The following is an 18,311-nucleotide window of genomic DNA, read 5'->3' on the forward strand; positions in this document are numbered from 1 at the left end:
ATATTAATCCTCTTATTGACAAAAACCAATTTTACCTGTAGGGTTTAATTATAAAAACTTGTTAGGTGAGGCTCCTAAAAGAACACAGGCTACTGCCCTCAAACGTCGAGAGACGCCACAGGGTATAACAGGCAACGTCGGCTTAAGGCGTGCTTAACGTAGCTATCTGGATTATATTTCCAGAATTACGTCTTTTAGTGCTAAAGCTCAGACGAGAAGTTCGTTCAGGTAAACACTGGTACCATTTTGATGGGATCTTATGAGACGGCTTCTTTTGGAGGCCGTCTTTTTTATGTACTTCCTGTTTTTTCCAAACGAATCCATCCAACAAGTTTATATCGAAAAAACGATGTAACAAAGGAGAATACGAGATGAGAACATTAAATGATACAAATAACCTAGAAACACAATTGAAGATTCTTAATTATCTTGAGCAAAAAAAGCTTGAAGAATTGAAGAACTATTTAGCAACGATCGAGAAAGTGGAATTGATCCAACTATTTGTTACGTTACCTTTAGATAAGCAAGTACTGGTCTTTCGATTATTATCAAAAGACAAAGCCCTCGAAATCTTTGAAACATTTGAACCGTCTGTCCAACAAGATTTGCTTCGTTCGTTTACGGATGATGGTGTGATTGAATTTGTGAATGAGATGGCTCCAGATGATCGGGTAAGGTTGTTTTACGAACTACCAGCAAGTGTGACTAAAAAACTATTGGCAGAGCTTTCTGAAGAAGAGCGAGCAACAACGAATCGATTGATGGGCTATGAACATGAGACAGCTGGACGGATCATGACGACTGAATTTATTTCAATTAAAAAAGAAATGACTGTTGAAGAAGCACTGCATAAAATCAGAAGATTAGCGAAAGAAATGGAAACAATCTATATTTTGTATGTGACAGATATGGCGAAAAAAATTGAAGGAGTACTATCGTTAAAGGATCTAGTCATTGCAGAAAGTGATCAACAGATTGAAGAAATCATGATCAAGCACGTCGCTTATGTAACCACAGATACAGACCAAGAAGAAACTGCACGATTGTTACAAGAGTTAGATTTGATCGCTATTCCCGTCGTAGATAAAGAAACACGACTAGTAGGTATTGTGACAGTGGATGACGCCATCGATGTCTTAGAGCAAGAAACGACCGAGGATATGTTCAATGCTGCTGGTTTAGCAGACGTCGCCTCTGTAGAAGCTGATCGTAGTACAGTACTGATTAACGGGAATCTTTGGCAAATATGGAAAGTCCGGTTGCCTTTCTTAGCGATCACATTGGTTGCAGGGATGTTAGCTGGTCTAGTAATCGATGAGTTTGAACAAACGTTAGAATCTGTGGCTGCTGTTGCTATTTTTATTCCTTTGATCATGGATATGGGTGGAAATGTAGGGACGCAATCATCGACGGTTTTTGTTCGTGGATTATCTTTAGGGCACATTGATCTCAACACATTTATCAAGCACTTTTTGAAGGAAACAGGGATTGGTCTAAGTTTAGGGATTGTTGTAGGGATCGTATCTGGAATAGTCGCTTCTGTGTGGCAAGGCATACCATTGTTAGGTGTAGCTGTGGGGATCTCTCTGGTCTTTGCAATGACCTTAGCTGCCGCCCTTGGTTTTTTGATTCCTTTTATCTTATTGAAATTGAATATTGATCAAGCTGCTGGATCTGCACCGATTATTACATCGATCAAAGACATTGCTGGGTTGTTTATTTACTTTATTTCAGTTAACGTATTCTTAGGCTACCTATTGTAGGAATAATTAGTAATATAGCCATACCTTTTTAGTAGAAACATCAAGAAATATTCTATGATCTACCATAGTAGGCCTTCTCTTGATCCTCCATTAAAATGAGTCTTTTCCGTAAAGAAAAGCAGGGTTGCTTTTGTTTTTACAGTGGCTTTGCTATACTTGAAATGGAATGGATAAAGGAGGAGAAAAGTGAAACAGAATTTTGCAATCGTAGGACTTGGACGTTTTGGTGGCAGTATCTGTCGTACGTTAGTCGAAGCTGGTCAAGAAGTTTTAGCTATTGATAGCAGTGAAGACCGAGTGAATGAATATATGAATATCGCAACACATGCAGTGGTTGCGAATGCACAAGATGAAATGACTTTACGATCTTTAGGAATCAGAAATTTTGATCATGTGATCGTAGCAATTGGAGAAGATATCCAAGCAAGTATTTTAGTGACACTGATGGTTAAAGAAATGGGCGTTCCGAATATCTTAGCCAAAGCACAAAATGAGTATCATGCTCGTGTTCTTGAAAAGATCGGTGCAGATCGCGTTGTTCATCCTGAGAGAGATATGGGGATACGGATCGCACATAATCTTGTTTCTAAAAATATTTTGGATTATTTAGAGCTGTCAGACAAATTCTCGCTCGCTGAGATTCGGGTATCTAATCCCAAGTTCTTTAATAAAACATTAGCAGAACTAAATTTCAGACAGCGATTTGATTTGACTGTGGTAGCCATCCGACGCTTCGATCGTTCTGTCGTAGTGTCACCAGCCGCAGACGAATATGTACGTGAAAATGATAATTTACTTGTTATCGGAGAAACAGAAGATGTAGATATACTTGATGATAAAATGAATCAATAAAAAGGGGCTCATCACATGCAATTAACAATAACGGACAAAGCAAAAGAATGGTTTCAAGCAGAGGTAGATTTACCTGAAAATTATGGTATCCGTTTTTTTGGGAAAGTATATGGCAAAACAGAAGTACATGAGGGATTTTCAATCGGTATGTCTGTGGAGTTACCAGAACGTCCGATGAAACAAGAAACGATCGATGGTCTATTATTCTTTATTGATGAAGCCGATGATTGGTTCTTCAAAGGATATGATCTGGTTGTTGATTATGATCCACAATTAGAGGAACCAACGTATCATTTCCAAGAAACAGCAGATGTATAAGGTGAGAAATAGTCTTTTATCTTTAGGAAAAAAGCCTGACGAACGAAAAGTAAGTTTTACTTACTTTCGGATTGTTAGGCTTTTTTTTAGACAGTCAAACGCTGATCCACTTTTACTGTGTTCATTATAGGAAAAAGTCATTCAAAGAATGAAGTGCAACATACTTCATTCTTTTGAGGGATTAAGCTAGACTGATAAGTAGAGAGGATGGGTGTGATGACAAAAAAAATAATTTATTCAGTACGTTCATTTCGTGAAGAATTTATCGAAAAGATCAAAGAAATAGCACCAGAATATTCATTTCAAACGGAAGTAGCATCCGACGAACTTTCTGAAATAGCGATCAGTATCGGCTGGAATGGAGATTATCAAGAAGATATATTCGCTTCTGACAGCTTAAAATGGGTCCAATCTATTTCTGCTGGAGTAGATAATCTTCCATTAAACGAATTCGCTGACAAAGATATTTTACTTTCCAATGCGAGTGGTATCCATGTAGAATCGATCAGCGAGCATACCATGGGCATTATTTTAGGCTATTCTCGTGGATTGTTCCAAGCCCAACGAGCGCAGTTCCTTAAAGAGTGGCTAGGATCAGATATCCATTATCAAGCATTGGCAGATCAAAAATTACTAATTATAGGAACTGGACATATTGGAAAAAAATTGGCACAACATGCAGCTGTATTTGGTTTAGAATGTATCGGCATCAATACATCTGGACATCCAGTGGAAGGATTCAAAGAGACTTATCCATTAGAGAAATTAAAAGAAATTTTACCGAAAGCAACGATTGTGGTGAATATCTTACCTTTGACAGATCAGACAAAAGGGTTATTTGACGCAAAAGTATTTGAAGCTTTTGATAAAGAAGCGCTATTCATCAATGTAGGACGTGGGCCTTCCGTAAAAACATCTGATTTAATAGCTGCGTTAGACGATGGACAACTGGCTTTTGCGGCTTTAGATGTGTTTAAAGAAGAACCATTAGCAAAAGATAGCCCATTATGGGAAAGAGAAGATGTGTTGATCACCTCTCATATTGCAGGTCAGACACCACATTTCCAAACGAAGTTTATGGATATTTTTCTAACAAACTTAAAATCCTACGTAGACAAAACAGAATTAGAAGTAAATGAAATCGATTTGAATGAAGGCTATTAAATGAAGAAGAATCTCTAGAAGAGGTGTGTAATGACTACCTCTCCCAGAGATTCTTTTATTTTGGTAATTGGATTTTTGGCCAGCCTTTGACTGCTTGAGCAAAAATGAATATGCCCGCAAATGCAATAAACGCTGTTGTATCAAAAGTTGGTGCAAAAATCATCAGGATCGTTGCAATAACAGTGGGTAATGATATCGCATAGATCATTGTTTTTAGACAATCGAGAAAAGTTACTTTAGCTAAACGTAATCTTGCATATACATAAGCCGCAAAATTTGCCATAAGTAAAGTGATGATCAGATTTAAAAAGCTAGGATAAATGGAAATCAAAAATACTAATGCTTTGATCCAAAAAGGGATCGTTGCTTCACTTAATGTCCTACGTAAGCTTTCGCCAGTTAGATTTTTTAAAGCATTATTCGTGTACTCAAATTCAAACTGATTATTGTTCAGCAATGCCGAAGTCGTGCCGGTATTCGGTAAAGCTAGAACCAATTTATCCTTTAGCAGACCGACACTTAGGAAATTCCCTATCAAATCTGAAGAGATATCTTCAGGGGTACGTTTTCCTTCGGGGTCAAAGGTAAAGATGATCGAATCCGTTTGATAAATAAAACCTTCATTTGTTGGCGAATCGATTTGTCCATCACGAATCTTAAAATCTGGAATTTCAGCTGCAATTTTTTGACCATCGGACTTGATAGTGTCCAGCACTTGAAAAATTTGGTAAGAAATAGGTAATGCCATTAGTACACTCAAACATAAAAGATAGACTAATGATTTTCCAAATGATACGTTTTTAGCATTTTTAAGCTCGGTGAATCGAGCAAATGAGCTAATGATTAGTTGTTTTGTTGTCATAATTACTCCTTCTGTAGAATTGTCATCACTAGCAATTCTAGCGGAGTATGCTATGAATTACAAGAGTTCTAAAACATTCTCTCACGATAGATAAGGTTATATTCTTATCGATCATTGTTTTCTAGAGATGAAAATTATTAGCAGATAGAGTATGATAGGAAAGAATGATAAATAAGGTAGGTAGAAAAATGAAGATTTATGTTCAATTTAAAAGCTATTTAGAAAGTAAAGGATATTGGGAAGTTTTCATCTATCTATTTTTTGGTGGATTAGCAACAGTTGTCAACTTCGTCAGTTATGCAATCGCGCAACAAATCTTCCAGTTATCGATGCCAGTATCGAATACGATTTCTTGGATTTGTTCTGTTTTATTTGCATTTGTCACCAATAAGGTATGGGTGTTTCAATCCAAATCTCCTAGTTATACGCATTTATTTATCGAATTTGGGAAATTTGTTTTTTACCGAATCGTTTCTTATGGACTAGACATGGGCGCCATGTTCTTGATGATCAAAGGGTTTGAAATGAATGATTATGTCGCTAAAATCATTACACAGATCTTAGTCGTATTGGCAAATTATGTCTTTAGCAAATTATTTATTTTCAACAAGACAGAAATTATCGAAGAACCAGCAGAAACCAGTAAAAAATTGGAAGACTAGGCATAACAATTGAAGAATTTCCCTCACTTTGTTACTCTTTTAGTGTAAAGAGACCCAACAAATTTGAGGAGGAATTTTTTTATGACTTACACATTACCAGATCTACCTTATGCATTTGATGCATTAGAACCATATATCGACGAAGAAACGATGCATTTGCATCATGACAAACATCACAATACTTATGTGACAAACTTAAATGCAGCAATCGAAAAATATCCTGAACTAGGCGAAAAAACAATAGAAGAATTGCTTTCAGACATGGATGCTATTCCATCTGACATTCAAACTGCTGTACGTAATAATGGTGGTGGACATGCGAACCATTCATTCTTCTGGAAAATCATGGCACCAAATGCTGGTGGCGAGCCAACAGGAGCAATCAAAGACGCAATTAACGAAACATTCGGCGATTTTGCAACATTCAAAGAAGAATTCAAAAAAGCAGCGGCAGGACGTTTCGGTTCTGGCTGGGCTTGGTTAGTACTTGAAGATGGTAAACTTGCAATCACTTCTACAGCCAACCAAGACTCACCATTGATGGAAGGCAAGAAACCTGTTCTAGGTTTAGATGTTTGGGAACATGCTTACTACTTGAAATACAAAAATGTACGTCCTGACTACATTGAAGCTTTCTGGAATGTTGTGAATTGGGATGAAGTGAACAAGCATTTCGCAGGCTAAAATAGCGTTCTTCCATTTGCCATGGAATTTAGAAAATTAACGGGGCAATGCTTGCGAGCGTTTTCTAAATTCGGTATAATGTTTTTGCAAGGGTTACTTGCAAGAACTTTTTTGGAGGCTATATATTTATGGAACACGGAACAGTAAAATGGTTCAACAATGAAAAAGGATTTGGGTTTATTACAGTAGACGGTGGAGACGATGTATTCGTACATTTCTCAGCAATCCAAGGCGATGGCTTCAAAAGCTTAGAAGAAGGCCAAGAAGTAGAATTCTCTATCGTTGAAGGTGCGCGTGGTCCTCAAGCTGCTGAAGTATCTAAATTATAAGATCATGTTGACAAAAAAAGAAGATACGGCTTTCCGTATCTTCTCAGACTGTAGACAAACTCCTAAATTTGGAGTGTTGTTTGCAGTTTTTTTGTTTTATACTCATTGTATAAACTATTCTGGGAGTGATTCTAATGATGAGAAAACAATCGATTGAAGGTAGAAATCAATTTGCTATGTTAACAATTGATGATCTTGTACCTAAAGATCACTTAGTTCGAAAGATTGATGCTGCGATTCAGTTTGATTTCATTTATCCCATTGTAGAATCTACGTATTCGACCCATGGTCGTCCCAGTATTGATCCAGTGGTCTTAATTAAATTAGTATTTATCCAATATTTATTTGGTATCCGTTCGATGAGACAGACCATTAAAGACGTTGAAACAAATGTTGCTTATCGTTGGTTTTTAGGTTATTCATTCGAGGATCCTATCCCGCATTTCTCTACTTTTGGTAAAAACTATGTTCGAAGATTTAGAGAAACAACTTTATTTGAAGACATTTTCTCTCATATTCTAGAACAAGCTGTAAAAGCTGGCTTCGTTACGGAAGACAACCTTTATATTGATTCTACTCATATTAAGGCAAATGCCAATAAACATAAGTTCACAAAAGAAATGACCTACGGTCAAGCTAAAGCTTATCAAGATGAATTAGAAGATGAAATAAATAAAGAACGTATTGCTGTAGGAAAACGTCCTTTTACATGGGACACAGAAAGTGAGTTGAGTCTTCAAAAAATAAGTCATTCAGATCCAGAAAGTGGTTACTATGTTAAAGGTGAACGAGAAAAACAATTTGCTTATTCCGCGCATACTTCCTGTGAAGATAATGGTTTTATCTTATCTACATTAATCACACCAGGAAATGTACATGACAGCCAAGTCGCAATCGATCTGGTCAAACAGTCGAAAAGAGCTTTTCCAAATATAAAGCGTGTTGTCGCTGATGCAGGATATAAGACGCCTAAATTTGTTCATTTTCTGTCACACTTGAAACTCTACCCGATTCTTCCATATACTGTACCTCATGGAGTAAAAGGAATGTTTCGTAAAAAAGACTTTGTTTATGATGCCTATTTTGACTGCTATTTATGTCCCAATAATCAACCGTTGTTATTTTCAACTATCACTCGTGATGGTTATCGAACCTATAAATCAAATCCAAAATTCTGTAGGAGTTGTCCATTACTTAAAAACTGTACTTTGAGTACAAAACATCAAAAAATAGTAACTCGACATGTTTGGGCGGATCTTATGGATGAACTTGAACACCAACGCCATACGGCGTTGAATAGAGAAATTTATAAAAAGAGAAAACAAACTATTGAACGAATAGTTGCAGATGCAAAAGAAAAGCATGGTATGCGTTGGACAAAATATCGAGGTCTCGAAAAAGTCGCCACGCACACGATGCTTACGTTTGCTGCCATGAATTTAAAAAAACTAGCCTCATGGCTATGGAAAGCAAAAAAGCCTATGGCTTTTTATTTCAAATTTCTACAAAGACTAATAAAAAGGAGTTGGCAATTAAGCCACTCCTTTTTGTCTACAGTCTGAGAAGATACGGCTTTCCGTATCTTCTTTTTGTTTCTTTATTTTCTCTTTCTGAAAAAAATGGTTTTACAAGAAAAATTAGTTAATTTTGGTTATTGCCAAACATAATTTCTTTGATTTTTTGGACTAAGTGCTTATTATCTGAAGTAGAAAAATCATTGCGGATAGTAATATAAGGAATTTCATTTTCATAGCTGATTATTTTGGTGGGGGCCTCAGTTGTACGAATAATCAATTCAGGATTCAGCAATAATTCATTTGTGAAAAGGACATTCAAATACAAACCTAAATGGTTTTGTAAAACTTTTACATATAATAATTCGATACTTAAAGGATAATCACTTTCTAATTTCACTTTGATCTCTTTATCAAAAAATGTGGGTGGGGCAATGACTAAAAATGCTTCGATCTCTCGCGTATGGAGAGCTACTAGAATGTTTTAACAATATTTACTTGAACAATCACTTATAACAAATAAAAAAGACGGAGAGAACGGAGAAGTTGTTTCATTTCCGGATTTCTCCGCTTTTTTTTGCTGGAAATGCTTAATAGGAAGGCATAAACAAAGTTAAAAAAACTAGTTTTTTTAATTTATTGAACAAAAAATCATAAAAATCCAATAAAACGTATAAAAAGAATCGCTTTCTTTCTTTTCTGTTTATGCGCCCTATGGTATGATAATTAAGAATTTTAAAAAAAATACATATGAATCACGAAGAAAAACACTATTTTTTAAAGTTTTATTAGGATTAAGTAGTTGGATTGCTGAATGATTGGGTGTATGAGAGAATAATCAAGAATATGTATGATAGAGGTGTAGTATGAAGCGGTGGCAAAAAGTGATATTGACTTTGTTGGGAATAGTCGTACTTCTCATCGGCGGAGTTTCAGCTTATGGAATCAAGTTTATGGGAGAGGCGAGCCAAACAGTCAATCGGATTTCAAAACAATCTGATCGTGTATCAGCAAAACGTGACGATCGAGTAAGTATTGATGATCAAGAACCCTTTTCAGTATTATTATTAGGATTAGATACAGGAGGCCTTGGACGAACAGAACAAGGGAGATCCGATACGATGATGGTCGTGACTGTCAATCCACAACAAAAGAAATCAACGATTATTAGCTTGGATCGAGATATCTATACGAATATCGTCGGTTATGGGACGGTCGATAAGTTGAACCATGCCTATGCATTTGGTGGCGTAGAGATGGCAATGGATTCGATCGAACAATTACTTGATATCCCTATTGACCACTATGTCACAATCAATTTGGATGGTATGAAGGACTTGATCGATGCAGTAGGTGGGATCGAGATCGACAATAAAATCGACTTTACTCTAGATGGCGTCCATGTTCCAGAAGGAAAACAAACAGTTGATGGTGAAAAAGGGTTGGCGTATGCAAGAATGCGGCATGAAGATCCTGAAGGTGATATCGGCCGACAAGCACGTCAACGAGAAGTTGTAACGAAAATCGTCAATAAAGTACTCAGTCTTGATGGCGTTAGCAATTATCGAAAACTTTTAGATGCGGCAGGTAACAATGTGACAACTGATTTGGATTGGGATGACATGCTAGATATCGCAACGAATTATACCTCCGCTTTCCAAACAATCAAGCAAGACCAGCTAAAAGGAAAAGATACGACGATCAATGATGTGTACTACCAAATACTAGGTCAAAATGACTTATTATCGATCCAAAATCAATTGAAAAAACAATTAGAGATCAAGCCAAGTGATACGTTGCCTAACTTAAAAAATGATAATGCCTATATGATGTTTTATGATGACTCAGAAAATGGTGAAGGAGATACCACTGCTAATACCACAACCGGTGAGACGTCTGAATATTCACAAGATACGTACAATCAGTATGGCACCGATGGGTACGGTCAGCAGTCGGTCTATTCAGAAGACACCTCTCAATACTACGACCCAAATCAGTATAACCAGCAACAATATTATGACCCATATGGCGGTCAACAAAATGATCAAAGCACAGAGACTTGGACAGGCAATGGCTATTAACAAAGCTTTGTTCTTATGATTTAAACAATAAATAAAACGAGTAGATATCGAAATTTAAGGATACATCCTTAAATTTCGATATTTTTTTAGTTTTTTAAGTTATGTTATTTTTATTTTGTTTTAAGTGTTTTTCTTATAACGGAAAATAATTTAAAATGATAGATAGATTTTATTTGATTACAGAAATGTCTTGAAAATGTTTGTTTATCAGATTTTTTTACGTTAATTTATTCAAAACAGAGTAGTTTTATATATTTTTATTTTTATACTCAAAATTAAAAAACGCTAATTCTTATTTAAAAATGTTATATTTTTAGTTTTTATTTGTTATGATATCGTTGTGCAAGAGGGAAATACATAGCACGAGATAAAATTGTTGATGGGGGATATACATACTAATGAAAAGAAATGTTCGTCTAAAGAAATTATTGGCTGGCGCTGCATTATGCAGTCTGCTAGTCGTACCATTGTTTTTGAATGAACAACAAAGTGCAGCAACAGAACAAACAATCAAAACAACACCTGATTTTGGTGTAGGTCAAGGTATTGAATGGCCAGAACAAGTCGTTGCACCATTTGTTGATATGACAGCTTATACATCAGGTACAGAGTTGTCGAATAATGGCGCGTTGAATCTAGCGGCAATTGCAAAGGAAACTGGGAAAAAATTCTTTAATTTAGGATTCATGCAAGCGAAAGGAATCAAAGATGGTAAGATCGATTGGGCATGGGGCGGATTTGCCGGATTGAGTGAGAATGACAGTGATCAATGGCAATATAAAGGTATCAAAAAAACAATCCGTGAATTAAGAGTGGTTGGTGGAGATGCTGCTGTTTCATTTGGTGGACTGAACACAGGTGCTTTCTGGGAAGTCAGCCATGATGAAGATATGCTTTATGATGCTTATATGGAAGTGGTTCAAGGATATGGCTTTACTCGTGTAGATTTTGACGTGGAAGCAGGGGCGATGGGCTATACAGAAAACTTACTCAATGCGAAAGCAGTCAAACGACTACAAGATACTACAGGAGTACAAGTAACGTTGACATTACCTGTTATGCCGACTGGTTTGATTTCGACTGGACTATCCGTATTGCAAGCTTATTTAGAAGCAGGTGTCGATTTGACCAATGTCAATATTATGACGATGTGTTATGGTCCGAGCGTCATTGATTATGCACAAGGATCATTAGATGCGGTCGACAATACAATGGTCCAATTGAAGAATCATTATCGCCAATATGCTGGTATCACTTTGACTGATGAAGAAGCGTATACAAAATTAGGTACAACTCCTTCGATTGGTTTTGAGAACGAACAACATCCGTACTTCACGACAGAAATGTTCAATCAAGTTGTCGAACATGCAAGAGAACGTAAAATTGGTATGGTTTCTTATTGGTCGATGAACCGTGATGCAAAAACAGATGGTGGACAAGGACAAATAAAGAACCAATTTGAATTCTTAAAAGTGAGTGAAGCATTTGCTGAAGGTAATGAGGGCGGCGGAAGCGAAACTCCGGAAGATAAAGAAAAACCGTCTGTTCCGACAAATCTTTCTGTTGGGGACATTACAAAAAATAGTGCGCATATCAACTGGACGGCGGCGACTGACAATGACCGTGTGGTAAAATATAACGTGAGATTAGTAGGGAATGGACAAACGATCAATGTTACGACTACTTCTCTTTCATACGCGTTTGCAAACTTAAAAGCCGATACAGAATATATGGTAGAAATCAATGCAGAAGATCGTTCTGGAAATATTTCGGATACGGCAAAAGTTGCATTCACAACTTTAGCGGATGTAGTAGATCCAGAGGAGCCGGGAGAACCTGGTGAACCAGGGGAGGCACCTGCATGGGAGGCGACAAAGGTTTATTTAGGTGGAGAAGTTGTATCTTATAAAGGTGCTTTATATCGCGCTAAGCATTGGACGCAAAACAATGTACCGAGCGAGTCAGGCCAATATGGTCCTTGGGAATTGATTTCAGGAACGCCAGAAGGTGGCGATGAGATCGCCGCGTGGGAAGCGAATAAAGTTTATGTACAAGGAAATCGAGTGATGTATAATGGGATCGTTTATGAAGCGCAATATTGGACACAAAACAACAAGCCAAGCGAAGCTGGATTGTACGGTCCTTGGAAACAGGTTGGATAAAACATTCGAATAATAGAATCATATAAAAAAGCTACGTGAGCGATCACGTAGCTTTTTTAAATCATTGTTGTGTGATTCATTCTAGTACGTTGTTATTAGTTAAAACCTATCGATTAATTCAAAATAAAAATCGCGTAATTCAAGATAGATGCAAAAAATACCCATAAATAGTAAGGAATCGTCAACCACATTGCTGTGCGATTGTGCAGCCATAAATGATAGACCAAAGCTGTTAAGAAAATCATTAATAAAGTGATATCGATTGTTGAAATCAAAGTATTTCCAAGGTTGAAGAATAAAGCTGACCATAAAAGGTTGAAGATGAATTGAATAGTAAAGAGCCACAGTAGTTTAGAGCGGTGTTTTTGATTTTGTGTATTTAGAATAAAGTACAAAGAAATGCCTATTAAAATGTAGAGGACCGTCCACATAGGACCAAAAATCCAACTAGGTGGTGCAAAAGCTGGGAGTTGTAACGAGTAATAATATTTTCCTGGATTGCCGCTAAGAATGCCAGATAAAAATCCCAAAGCAACGATTCCGATAATGCAAACCCACAAACGATAATCTTTTAATCGATTGATAGTGTATACCATAACAAAAACTCCTTTCTTTAGACAGTTTAACATAATTATTTATAACAGCACCTATTTATGGCTTGTGATTTATTAAGTTATTTTAAAAAATGTTGATATAGCGTACGTATTGACCGAAATAAATTAGTGACGAGGTGATTAAATCGGTGGTAAAAGCTTTTTTAGGTTGATTTTTAAACGTTGTTGCAATACCGAACATTTTTGTTTTTACTTTTTTATTTAACTATAAAACGGAGATAAAACGATTAAATAACCTTAATTTCTTTTTTGTTTTCGTTATATTATTTTGAGTTATCTGATATTATAAAATTTGTAATCGATTACGAACAAGGAAATGAATTAGTTGAATGGGGAGAGTTTGGAAAATGAAGAAAAAAAGTGTAAAAAGATTATTAGCTGGAGTAGCATTGTGTAGCTTATTAGTTGCACCGTTGTTTTTAAATGAAGAGCAAGGAGCGGCAACAGTGCAAACAGTTCGCGCAACACCTGATTTTGGTGTAGGTCAAGGAATCGAGTGGCCAGAACAAGTCGTAGCGCCATTCGTAGATATCACGGCGTATACTTCAGATGAAGTGCTGTCAAATAAAGGTGCCTTGAATATGGCAGCAATCGCTAGAGAAACAGGTCAGCGTTTCTTTAATCTAGGGTTTATGCAAGCTAGAGGGATCAAAAATGGGAAACTTGATTGGGCTTGGGGAAGCTTCAATGGATTGAGTGAAAGTGATAGTGACCAATGGCAATATGAAGGAATCAAGCAATCGATCCGTGAGTTAAGAGAAGTAGGCGGAGATGCAGCTGTGTCATTTGGCGGATTAAATTCTGGTGCCTTCTGGGAAGTAACGCAAGATGAAGATATGCTTTATGATGCTTACATGGAAGTTATCCAAGGTTATGGTTTTACACGTATTGACTTTGACGTAGAAGCTGCTGCTATGGGGTACCACGAAAATTTAGCAAATGCGAAAGCAGTAAAACGATTACAAGATGCAACTGGGGTTGACGTGACGTTGACATTACCAGTTATGCCTACAGGATTGATCTCAACAGGATTATCTGTCTTGCAAGCTTATTTAGTAGCGGGTGTTGACTTAACTAACGTGAATATCATGACGATGTGTTATGGATCAAGTGTTACAGACTATGCGCAAGGTTCGTTAGATGCGGTAGACAATACAATGGTCCAATTGAAAAATCACTACAAACAATACGCTGGTAAAACATTAACGGATGAGCAAGCTTATGCAAAATTAGGTACGACTCCTTCTGTAGGATTTGAAAATGAACAACATCCTTACTTTACAACAGATATGTTCAACTTAGTTGTACAACATGCCAAAGAACGCAAAATCGGTATGGTCTCATACTGGTCAATGAATCGTGATGCCAGAGTAGATGGCGGACAAGGGCAAGTGAAAAATCAATATGAATTCTTAACTGTGGGTCAAAGATTTACAGATGGTTCTGAGATGCCTGAAGATACACAAAATCCATCAACACCGACAAATGTAGCTTCAGATTTCATTACGACACAGCGTGCGCGTATCAATTGGACGGCATCAACGGATAATGACCGCATTGCTCGTTATAACCTTAAATTAACTGGTGCAGGCGAAACAGTATCAGCGACAACAATGGCTGTTTCTCATACCTTTGAAAACTTAAAGAGCAATACGACTTACACAGTTGAAGTGATTGCAGAAGACCGTTCTGGAAATGTTTCGGATGCAGCAACTTATACTTTTACTACGCTTGAAGAATCAGAATCTACTCTGCCCGCTTGGGACCCTGCAACAGTTTACTTAGGTGGAGAGCGTGTTACATATGAAGGGCTGATCTATGAAGCGAGACATTGGACACAAAACGATATTCCAAGTGAATCTGGTCCTTATGGTCCATGGAGACTTGTGACTAAATAATCCGGCGATTTCTTATTACTCCATAGATAAAATGATAAATAGTAAAAATTATTAATAACTTCTATTGTAAAATGATATTTAAGTTATTATTTATATAGATGTGTAAAAGAAGAGAGTCTTAAATAAGCTCTCTTCTTTTTGTTGGAAAAACAATATGTATATTGAAACATTAAGAAAATATTAAGTGTACAATAGAAACATTTAGGTGATTAACTATCCTTATTGCTAGTTAAATCCTATTAAATCAATCTTTTTATTAGATGTTTTAAATTAGCTTATCTGCAATAAAGTTATAAAAGCATAACGTTTGTTTTTATTTTAGAAAACGTTTACAATAAACCTATCAAATATAGGAGGTTCAGTTATGAAAAAGTTTAGTATTATGATGTTCGTAGGAATTGTTATGTTAGGTTTGTTTGGTTTTGGTACATCTGGTTATGCACATGGTTATGTAACATCTCCAGGGAGTCGTGCCTATTTCGGTACAGCAGCTGCAGGTAATTTGAATCAAAACGTTGGGCGCGCACAATGGGAACCACAAAGTATTGAAGCGCCTAAAAATACATTTATTGATGGAAAAATCGCAAGTGCAGGTGTTAGTGGGTTTGAACCATTAGATGAACAGACAGCAAATCGTTGGCATAAAAGTGTAATTAATGCTGGTCCTTTGAATATCACTTGGAACTTAACTGCACAACATCGTACAAGTACTTGGGATTACTATATTACAAAACCAGGTTGGAACCAAAATCAACCTTTGAAATTCAGCGATTTTGAATTGATTACAAAAATCGATGATAAAGCAACAGTTCCGCCAAAAACAGTAAATCAAACAATTACTGTTCCTCAGGATAGAAAAGGCTACAACGTGATTTTAGCTGTTTGGAATATTTCAGATACAACAAATGCGTTCTATCAAGTAATTGATGTCAATGTTCAATAGAAAAACCTTGAAGAGAAACCTTTTTAACTGATCATATAAAGAACACCTATGAAGTGACTCTCATTTTCACTTCATGGGTGTTTATTTGTATGTTCGAACCATTTAAAATCAATAGGACGAGGTTCGATGATGATCCCATTTTTTGGCGAACTTCAGGTTGTATTGTATGATAGAAATAAGGATACCAAAAGGGAAGGGTTACGGAGGAAATCAAATGAAAAAATTTTTACGGAAAAAAAAGAAAAACAAAGAATCGATTGAAGATACTGTAATCGAAAACGAAGAAACAAAAGTAGAAGAAACATTGGAGCAAACACCTGAGGAACAAAAGGAATTTGCTTCCTTTTTCGCTGAAACAATGAAAAGACTTCCTCAAAAAACAACCGCAGCTATTTTACGAAATTTTGATTCGTCAAAAAGCAAAGCGGAACAAACATTAGCAAAGAGTAAAACACAATTCGATCGTTTATTTGAAGAATTCTTAAAAGGGGTAGATGAACCCTTACGTAGAAAATGCCATGCAACGATTCATGCGGCCTCTTTGACAGCGGCGATCATCGGTTGTTCACCGATCCCTTTTTCAGATGCTTTTTTACTTGTACCAGTTCAGCTAACGATGATGGGACGTCTCCACAAGTTATTTGGACAATCATGGTCTGAATCATTAGGTAAAAGTGTCTCAAAAGAGTTGATCGTTGTTAGTTTAGGTAGAAGTGCAGTAGGGAATATCATTAAGATCATTCCGGCAGTAGGTACAGTGGCTGGTGCAGCGATCAACGCAACAGTCGCTAGTACGATCACCGAATCATTAGGGTGGATCACAGTAAAAATGTTGAATGATGGCGAAGATATTTTTGATGATGTCATGTCTTTCAAAGGGCAAGTTCAAACACTTTTTACTTTATTGAAACGAAAAAAACAAATGAAATAAGGTTTAATCAGAAATAATCGGATAAAAAAATAAGCATTGACCTCGGAAATAGTTTTGACTATTAAGTAAAGGAAAATGCTTATTTTTTATAAGGATTCTGGCTGGCGCTATTGAATTATTTTTTTGTTAATTTCACGACGACTTCACAACGTGCTGTCTGAGGGAACATGTCGACAGACTGTAGATACTCGACGTGAAATACTTTCGCTAATTGGACGAGGTCCCTTGCTAAAGTCGAAACATTGCAAGAAATATAAACTAATTTTTGCGGTGGGTTTTTTAAAATTGCTTGGATCAACTGCTCATCCAAACCAGTACGTGGCGGATCAACAATGATCCCATCCGGACGAAAGCCTTTATTCAACCACTTTGGTAAGAGCTCTTCTGCCGTACCCACTTCATAACGAGTATTCTCATAGCCTAATCGTTGTGCGTTTTTCTGTGCATCTGAAATGGCTTGGGGGATGGTATCCATTCCGCGTACTTCTTTTGCTTTGTTTGCCACACTCAAACCAATTGTCCCAACACCACAATAAGCATCTACGATCGTTTCTTCTGGTTGGATGGCTAAAGCTTTGATTCCCTCACCGTATAAGACTTCTGTTTGTTGAGGATTCAACTGGAAAAAGGCACGAGGTGAAAGATCAAAAGTTACTTCATTGATCCGTTCCTCAATGGCTTCTTTTCCCCAAAGGTGTTTTGTTTCGTCACCCATCACGAGGGAGGTTTTTAAAGGTTGCACGTTTTGCATGATCGAAACGACTTCAGGGAGTTGCTGATTGATCTCACGAATCAGGGCATTTTTTTGTGGGAATTTTTGACTCCTGGTGATAAAGACAACTTGTAGCTCACCTGTCTGTATACCCACTCGAACCATGATCGTGCGGAAAATTCCGCTATCCGCACGTTCATCATAAATCGGTAAATCATATTTATTCAATAAATCGACGACTGTATTCATCACTTTTTGTGTCGCAGGCTCTTGCACTAAACAATCAGTAATTGCCACTAAGTCATGAGAATTGGCTTGATAGAGTCCAGCTTCGATTTTGTCTGTCTGTTTATTTTTTCTCAATTGAAATTGCGCTTTGTTCCGGTAACGCCATGGATCCTCCATTCCAATCGTTGGTAAAAGTGGATACTCACGATAACCGGCGGGTTTGAATTTTTCTAAAGCCTGCAAAAGCAAATCTTTTTTGAAATCGAGTTGTGCATGGTACGCTAAATGTTGCAATTGGCAACCACCACATTCATAGTAGACTGGACATGGAGCAGTCACACGGTCACTACTTGTTTTTTTGACTTTAACGAGTTGTCCTTCGGCATAGCGAGGGGTCGCTTTGGTGATCTTCACTAGGACTTCTTCTTTAGGAAGGGCATACGGAACAAAAACGATCATGCGTTTAAAGTAGCCGATTCCTTCTCCGTTGATCCCTAAACGTTTGATTTTTAATGTGATCGTTTGGCCGTTTTTAACAATTGCTTCTGGCATAGGTATCTCCCTTTTTATCATTATGTGGCTATATTCTAACAT

The 18,311-nt window shown here is 36.9% G+C and carries 17 protein-coding genes and 1 riboswitch; of the genes, 13 read left to right on the forward strand and 4 right to left on the reverse strand.

Features of this window, described 5'->3' with window-relative positions:
• The first annotated feature begins 50 nt into the window (after nucleotides 1-50).
• A riboswitch (M-box (ykoK) riboswitch) is annotated at nucleotides 51-226 on the forward strand.
• Nucleotides 227-371: 145 nt separating this feature from the next.
• The 4 genes from mgtE (at nucleotide 372) to IGJ49_RS04345 (ending at nucleotide 4,097) form a co-directional block, all read left to right on the forward strand.
• Nucleotides 372-1,763 (forward strand): magnesium transporter, encoded by a 1,392-nt coding sequence (gene mgtE, locus IGJ49_RS04330; protein ID WP_153830341.1) that lies wholly within the window; start codon nucleotides 372-374, stop codon nucleotides 1,761-1,763.
• 186 nt (nucleotides 1,764-1,949) lie between these two features.
• Nucleotides 1,950-2,615 carry a potassium channel family protein gene (locus IGJ49_RS04335; protein ID WP_010735916.1) on the forward strand — a complete coding sequence of 222 codons (666 nt, stop codon included), beginning with the start codon at nucleotides 1,950-1,952 and terminating at the stop codon, nucleotides 2,613-2,615.
• A gap of 15 nt (nucleotides 2,616-2,630) precedes the next feature.
• Nucleotides 2,631-2,933, forward strand: a complete 303-nt coding sequence (locus IGJ49_RS04340; protein WP_010735915.1) for a HesB/YadR/YfhF family protein — start codon at nucleotides 2,631-2,633, stop codon at nucleotides 2,931-2,933.
• 216 nt (nucleotides 2,934-3,149) lie between these two features.
• A complete protein-coding gene (locus tag IGJ49_RS04345) occupies nucleotides 3,150-4,097 on the forward strand; it encodes a phosphoglycerate dehydrogenase (protein WP_438722531.1) in 948 nt (315 codons plus the stop codon).
• A gap of 55 nt (nucleotides 4,098-4,152) precedes the next feature.
• Here the strand turns inward: IGJ49_RS04345 and IGJ49_RS04350 are convergent, their stop codons facing one another.
• Nucleotides 4,153-4,959 carry a DUF1189 domain-containing protein gene (locus IGJ49_RS04350; protein WP_349520060.1) on the reverse strand — a complete coding sequence of 269 codons (807 nt, stop codon included), beginning with the start codon at nucleotides 4,957-4,959 and terminating at the stop codon, nucleotides 4,153-4,155.
• Nucleotides 4,960-5,147: 188 nt separating this feature from the next.
• Between IGJ49_RS04350 and IGJ49_RS04355 the strand changes: the two genes are divergently transcribed.
• The 4 genes from IGJ49_RS04355 (at nucleotide 5,148) to IGJ49_RS04370 (ending at nucleotide 8,196) form a co-directional block, all read left to right on the forward strand.
• Nucleotides 5,148-5,621 carry a GtrA family protein gene (locus IGJ49_RS04355; RefSeq protein WP_438722533.1) on the forward strand — a complete coding sequence of 158 codons (474 nt, stop codon included), beginning with the start codon at nucleotides 5,148-5,150 and terminating at the stop codon, nucleotides 5,619-5,621.
• Between the two features lie 81 nt (nucleotides 5,622-5,702).
• Entirely contained in the window at nucleotides 5,703-6,305 is a 603-nt protein-coding gene (locus tag IGJ49_RS04360; protein ID WP_010735911.1) for a superoxide dismutase, read from the forward strand.
• Between the two features lie 128 nt (nucleotides 6,306-6,433).
• Nucleotides 6,434-6,634, forward strand: coding sequence for a cold-shock protein (locus IGJ49_RS04365; RefSeq protein ID WP_010735910.1), 201 nt, complete (start codon nucleotides 6,434-6,436; stop codon nucleotides 6,632-6,634).
• Nucleotides 6,635-6,768: 134 nt separating this feature from the next.
• Nucleotides 6,769-8,196, forward strand: coding sequence for an IS1182 family transposase (locus tag IGJ49_RS04370; protein WP_438722536.1), 1,428 nt, complete (start codon nucleotides 6,769-6,771; stop codon nucleotides 8,194-8,196).
• Between the two features lie 79 nt (nucleotides 8,197-8,275).
• On the opposite strand, the gene IGJ49_RS04375 is transcribed toward IGJ49_RS04370, so the two are convergent.
• Nucleotides 8,276-8,548, reverse strand: a complete 273-nt coding sequence (locus IGJ49_RS04375) for a hypothetical protein (RefSeq protein ID WP_438722538.1) — start codon at nucleotides 8,546-8,548, stop codon at nucleotides 8,276-8,278.
• A gap of 466 nt (nucleotides 8,549-9,014) precedes the next feature.
• Here IGJ49_RS04375 and IGJ49_RS04380 point away from each other — a divergent pair, with 466 nt between their 5' ends.
• Both IGJ49_RS04380 and IGJ49_RS04385 read left to right on the forward strand, forming a co-directional pair.
• Nucleotides 9,015-10,229, forward strand: a complete 1,215-nt coding sequence (locus tag IGJ49_RS04380) for an LCP family glycopolymer transferase (RefSeq protein WP_224434610.1) — start codon at nucleotides 9,015-9,017, stop codon at nucleotides 10,227-10,229.
• A 398-nt stretch (nucleotides 10,230-10,627) separates the two neighbouring features.
• Nucleotides 10,628-12,391 (forward strand): carbohydrate-binding protein, encoded by a 1,764-nt coding sequence (locus IGJ49_RS04385; protein ID WP_438722541.1) that lies wholly within the window; start codon nucleotides 10,628-10,630, stop codon nucleotides 12,389-12,391.
• Between the two features lie 113 nt (nucleotides 12,392-12,504).
• On the opposite strand, the gene IGJ49_RS04390 is transcribed toward IGJ49_RS04385, so the two are convergent.
• A complete protein-coding gene (locus tag IGJ49_RS04390; protein WP_438722543.1) occupies nucleotides 12,505-12,987 on the reverse strand; it encodes a TspO/MBR family protein in 483 nt (160 codons plus the stop codon).
• A 365-nt stretch (nucleotides 12,988-13,352) separates the two neighbouring features.
• Between IGJ49_RS04390 and IGJ49_RS04395 the strand changes: the two genes are divergently transcribed.
• The 3 genes from IGJ49_RS04395 to IGJ49_RS04405 all read left to right on the forward strand — a co-directional run bounded on the left by IGJ49_RS04395 (nucleotide 13,353) and on the right by IGJ49_RS04405 (nucleotide 16,777).
• Nucleotides 13,353-14,903 carry a fibronectin type III domain-containing protein gene (locus IGJ49_RS04395; RefSeq protein WP_438722545.1) on the forward strand — a complete coding sequence of 517 codons (1,551 nt, stop codon included), beginning with the start codon at nucleotides 13,353-13,355 and terminating at the stop codon, nucleotides 14,901-14,903.
• A gap of 364 nt (nucleotides 14,904-15,267) precedes the next feature.
• Nucleotides 15,268-15,846, forward strand: coding sequence for a lytic polysaccharide monooxygenase (locus tag IGJ49_RS04400; protein ID WP_010735899.1), 579 nt, complete (start codon nucleotides 15,268-15,270; stop codon nucleotides 15,844-15,846).
• A 214-nt stretch (nucleotides 15,847-16,060) separates the two neighbouring features.
• Nucleotides 16,061-16,777 (forward strand): YcjF family protein, encoded by a 717-nt coding sequence (locus tag IGJ49_RS04405; RefSeq protein WP_010735897.1) that lies wholly within the window; start codon nucleotides 16,061-16,063, stop codon nucleotides 16,775-16,777.
• A 115-nt stretch (nucleotides 16,778-16,892) separates the two neighbouring features.
• On the opposite strand, the gene rlmD is transcribed toward IGJ49_RS04405, so the two are convergent.
• Entirely contained in the window at nucleotides 16,893-18,269 is a 1,377-nt protein-coding gene (rlmD, locus tag IGJ49_RS04410) for a 23S rRNA (uracil(1939)-C(5))-methyltransferase RlmD (protein ID WP_010735896.1), read from the reverse strand.
• Nucleotides 18,270-18,311 lie beyond the last annotated feature (42 nt).

Source organism: Enterococcus sp. AZ171 (assembly GCF_051714005.1).
GTDB lineage: Bacteria > Bacillota > Bacilli > Lactobacillales > Enterococcaceae > Enterococcus_B > Enterococcus_B pernyi.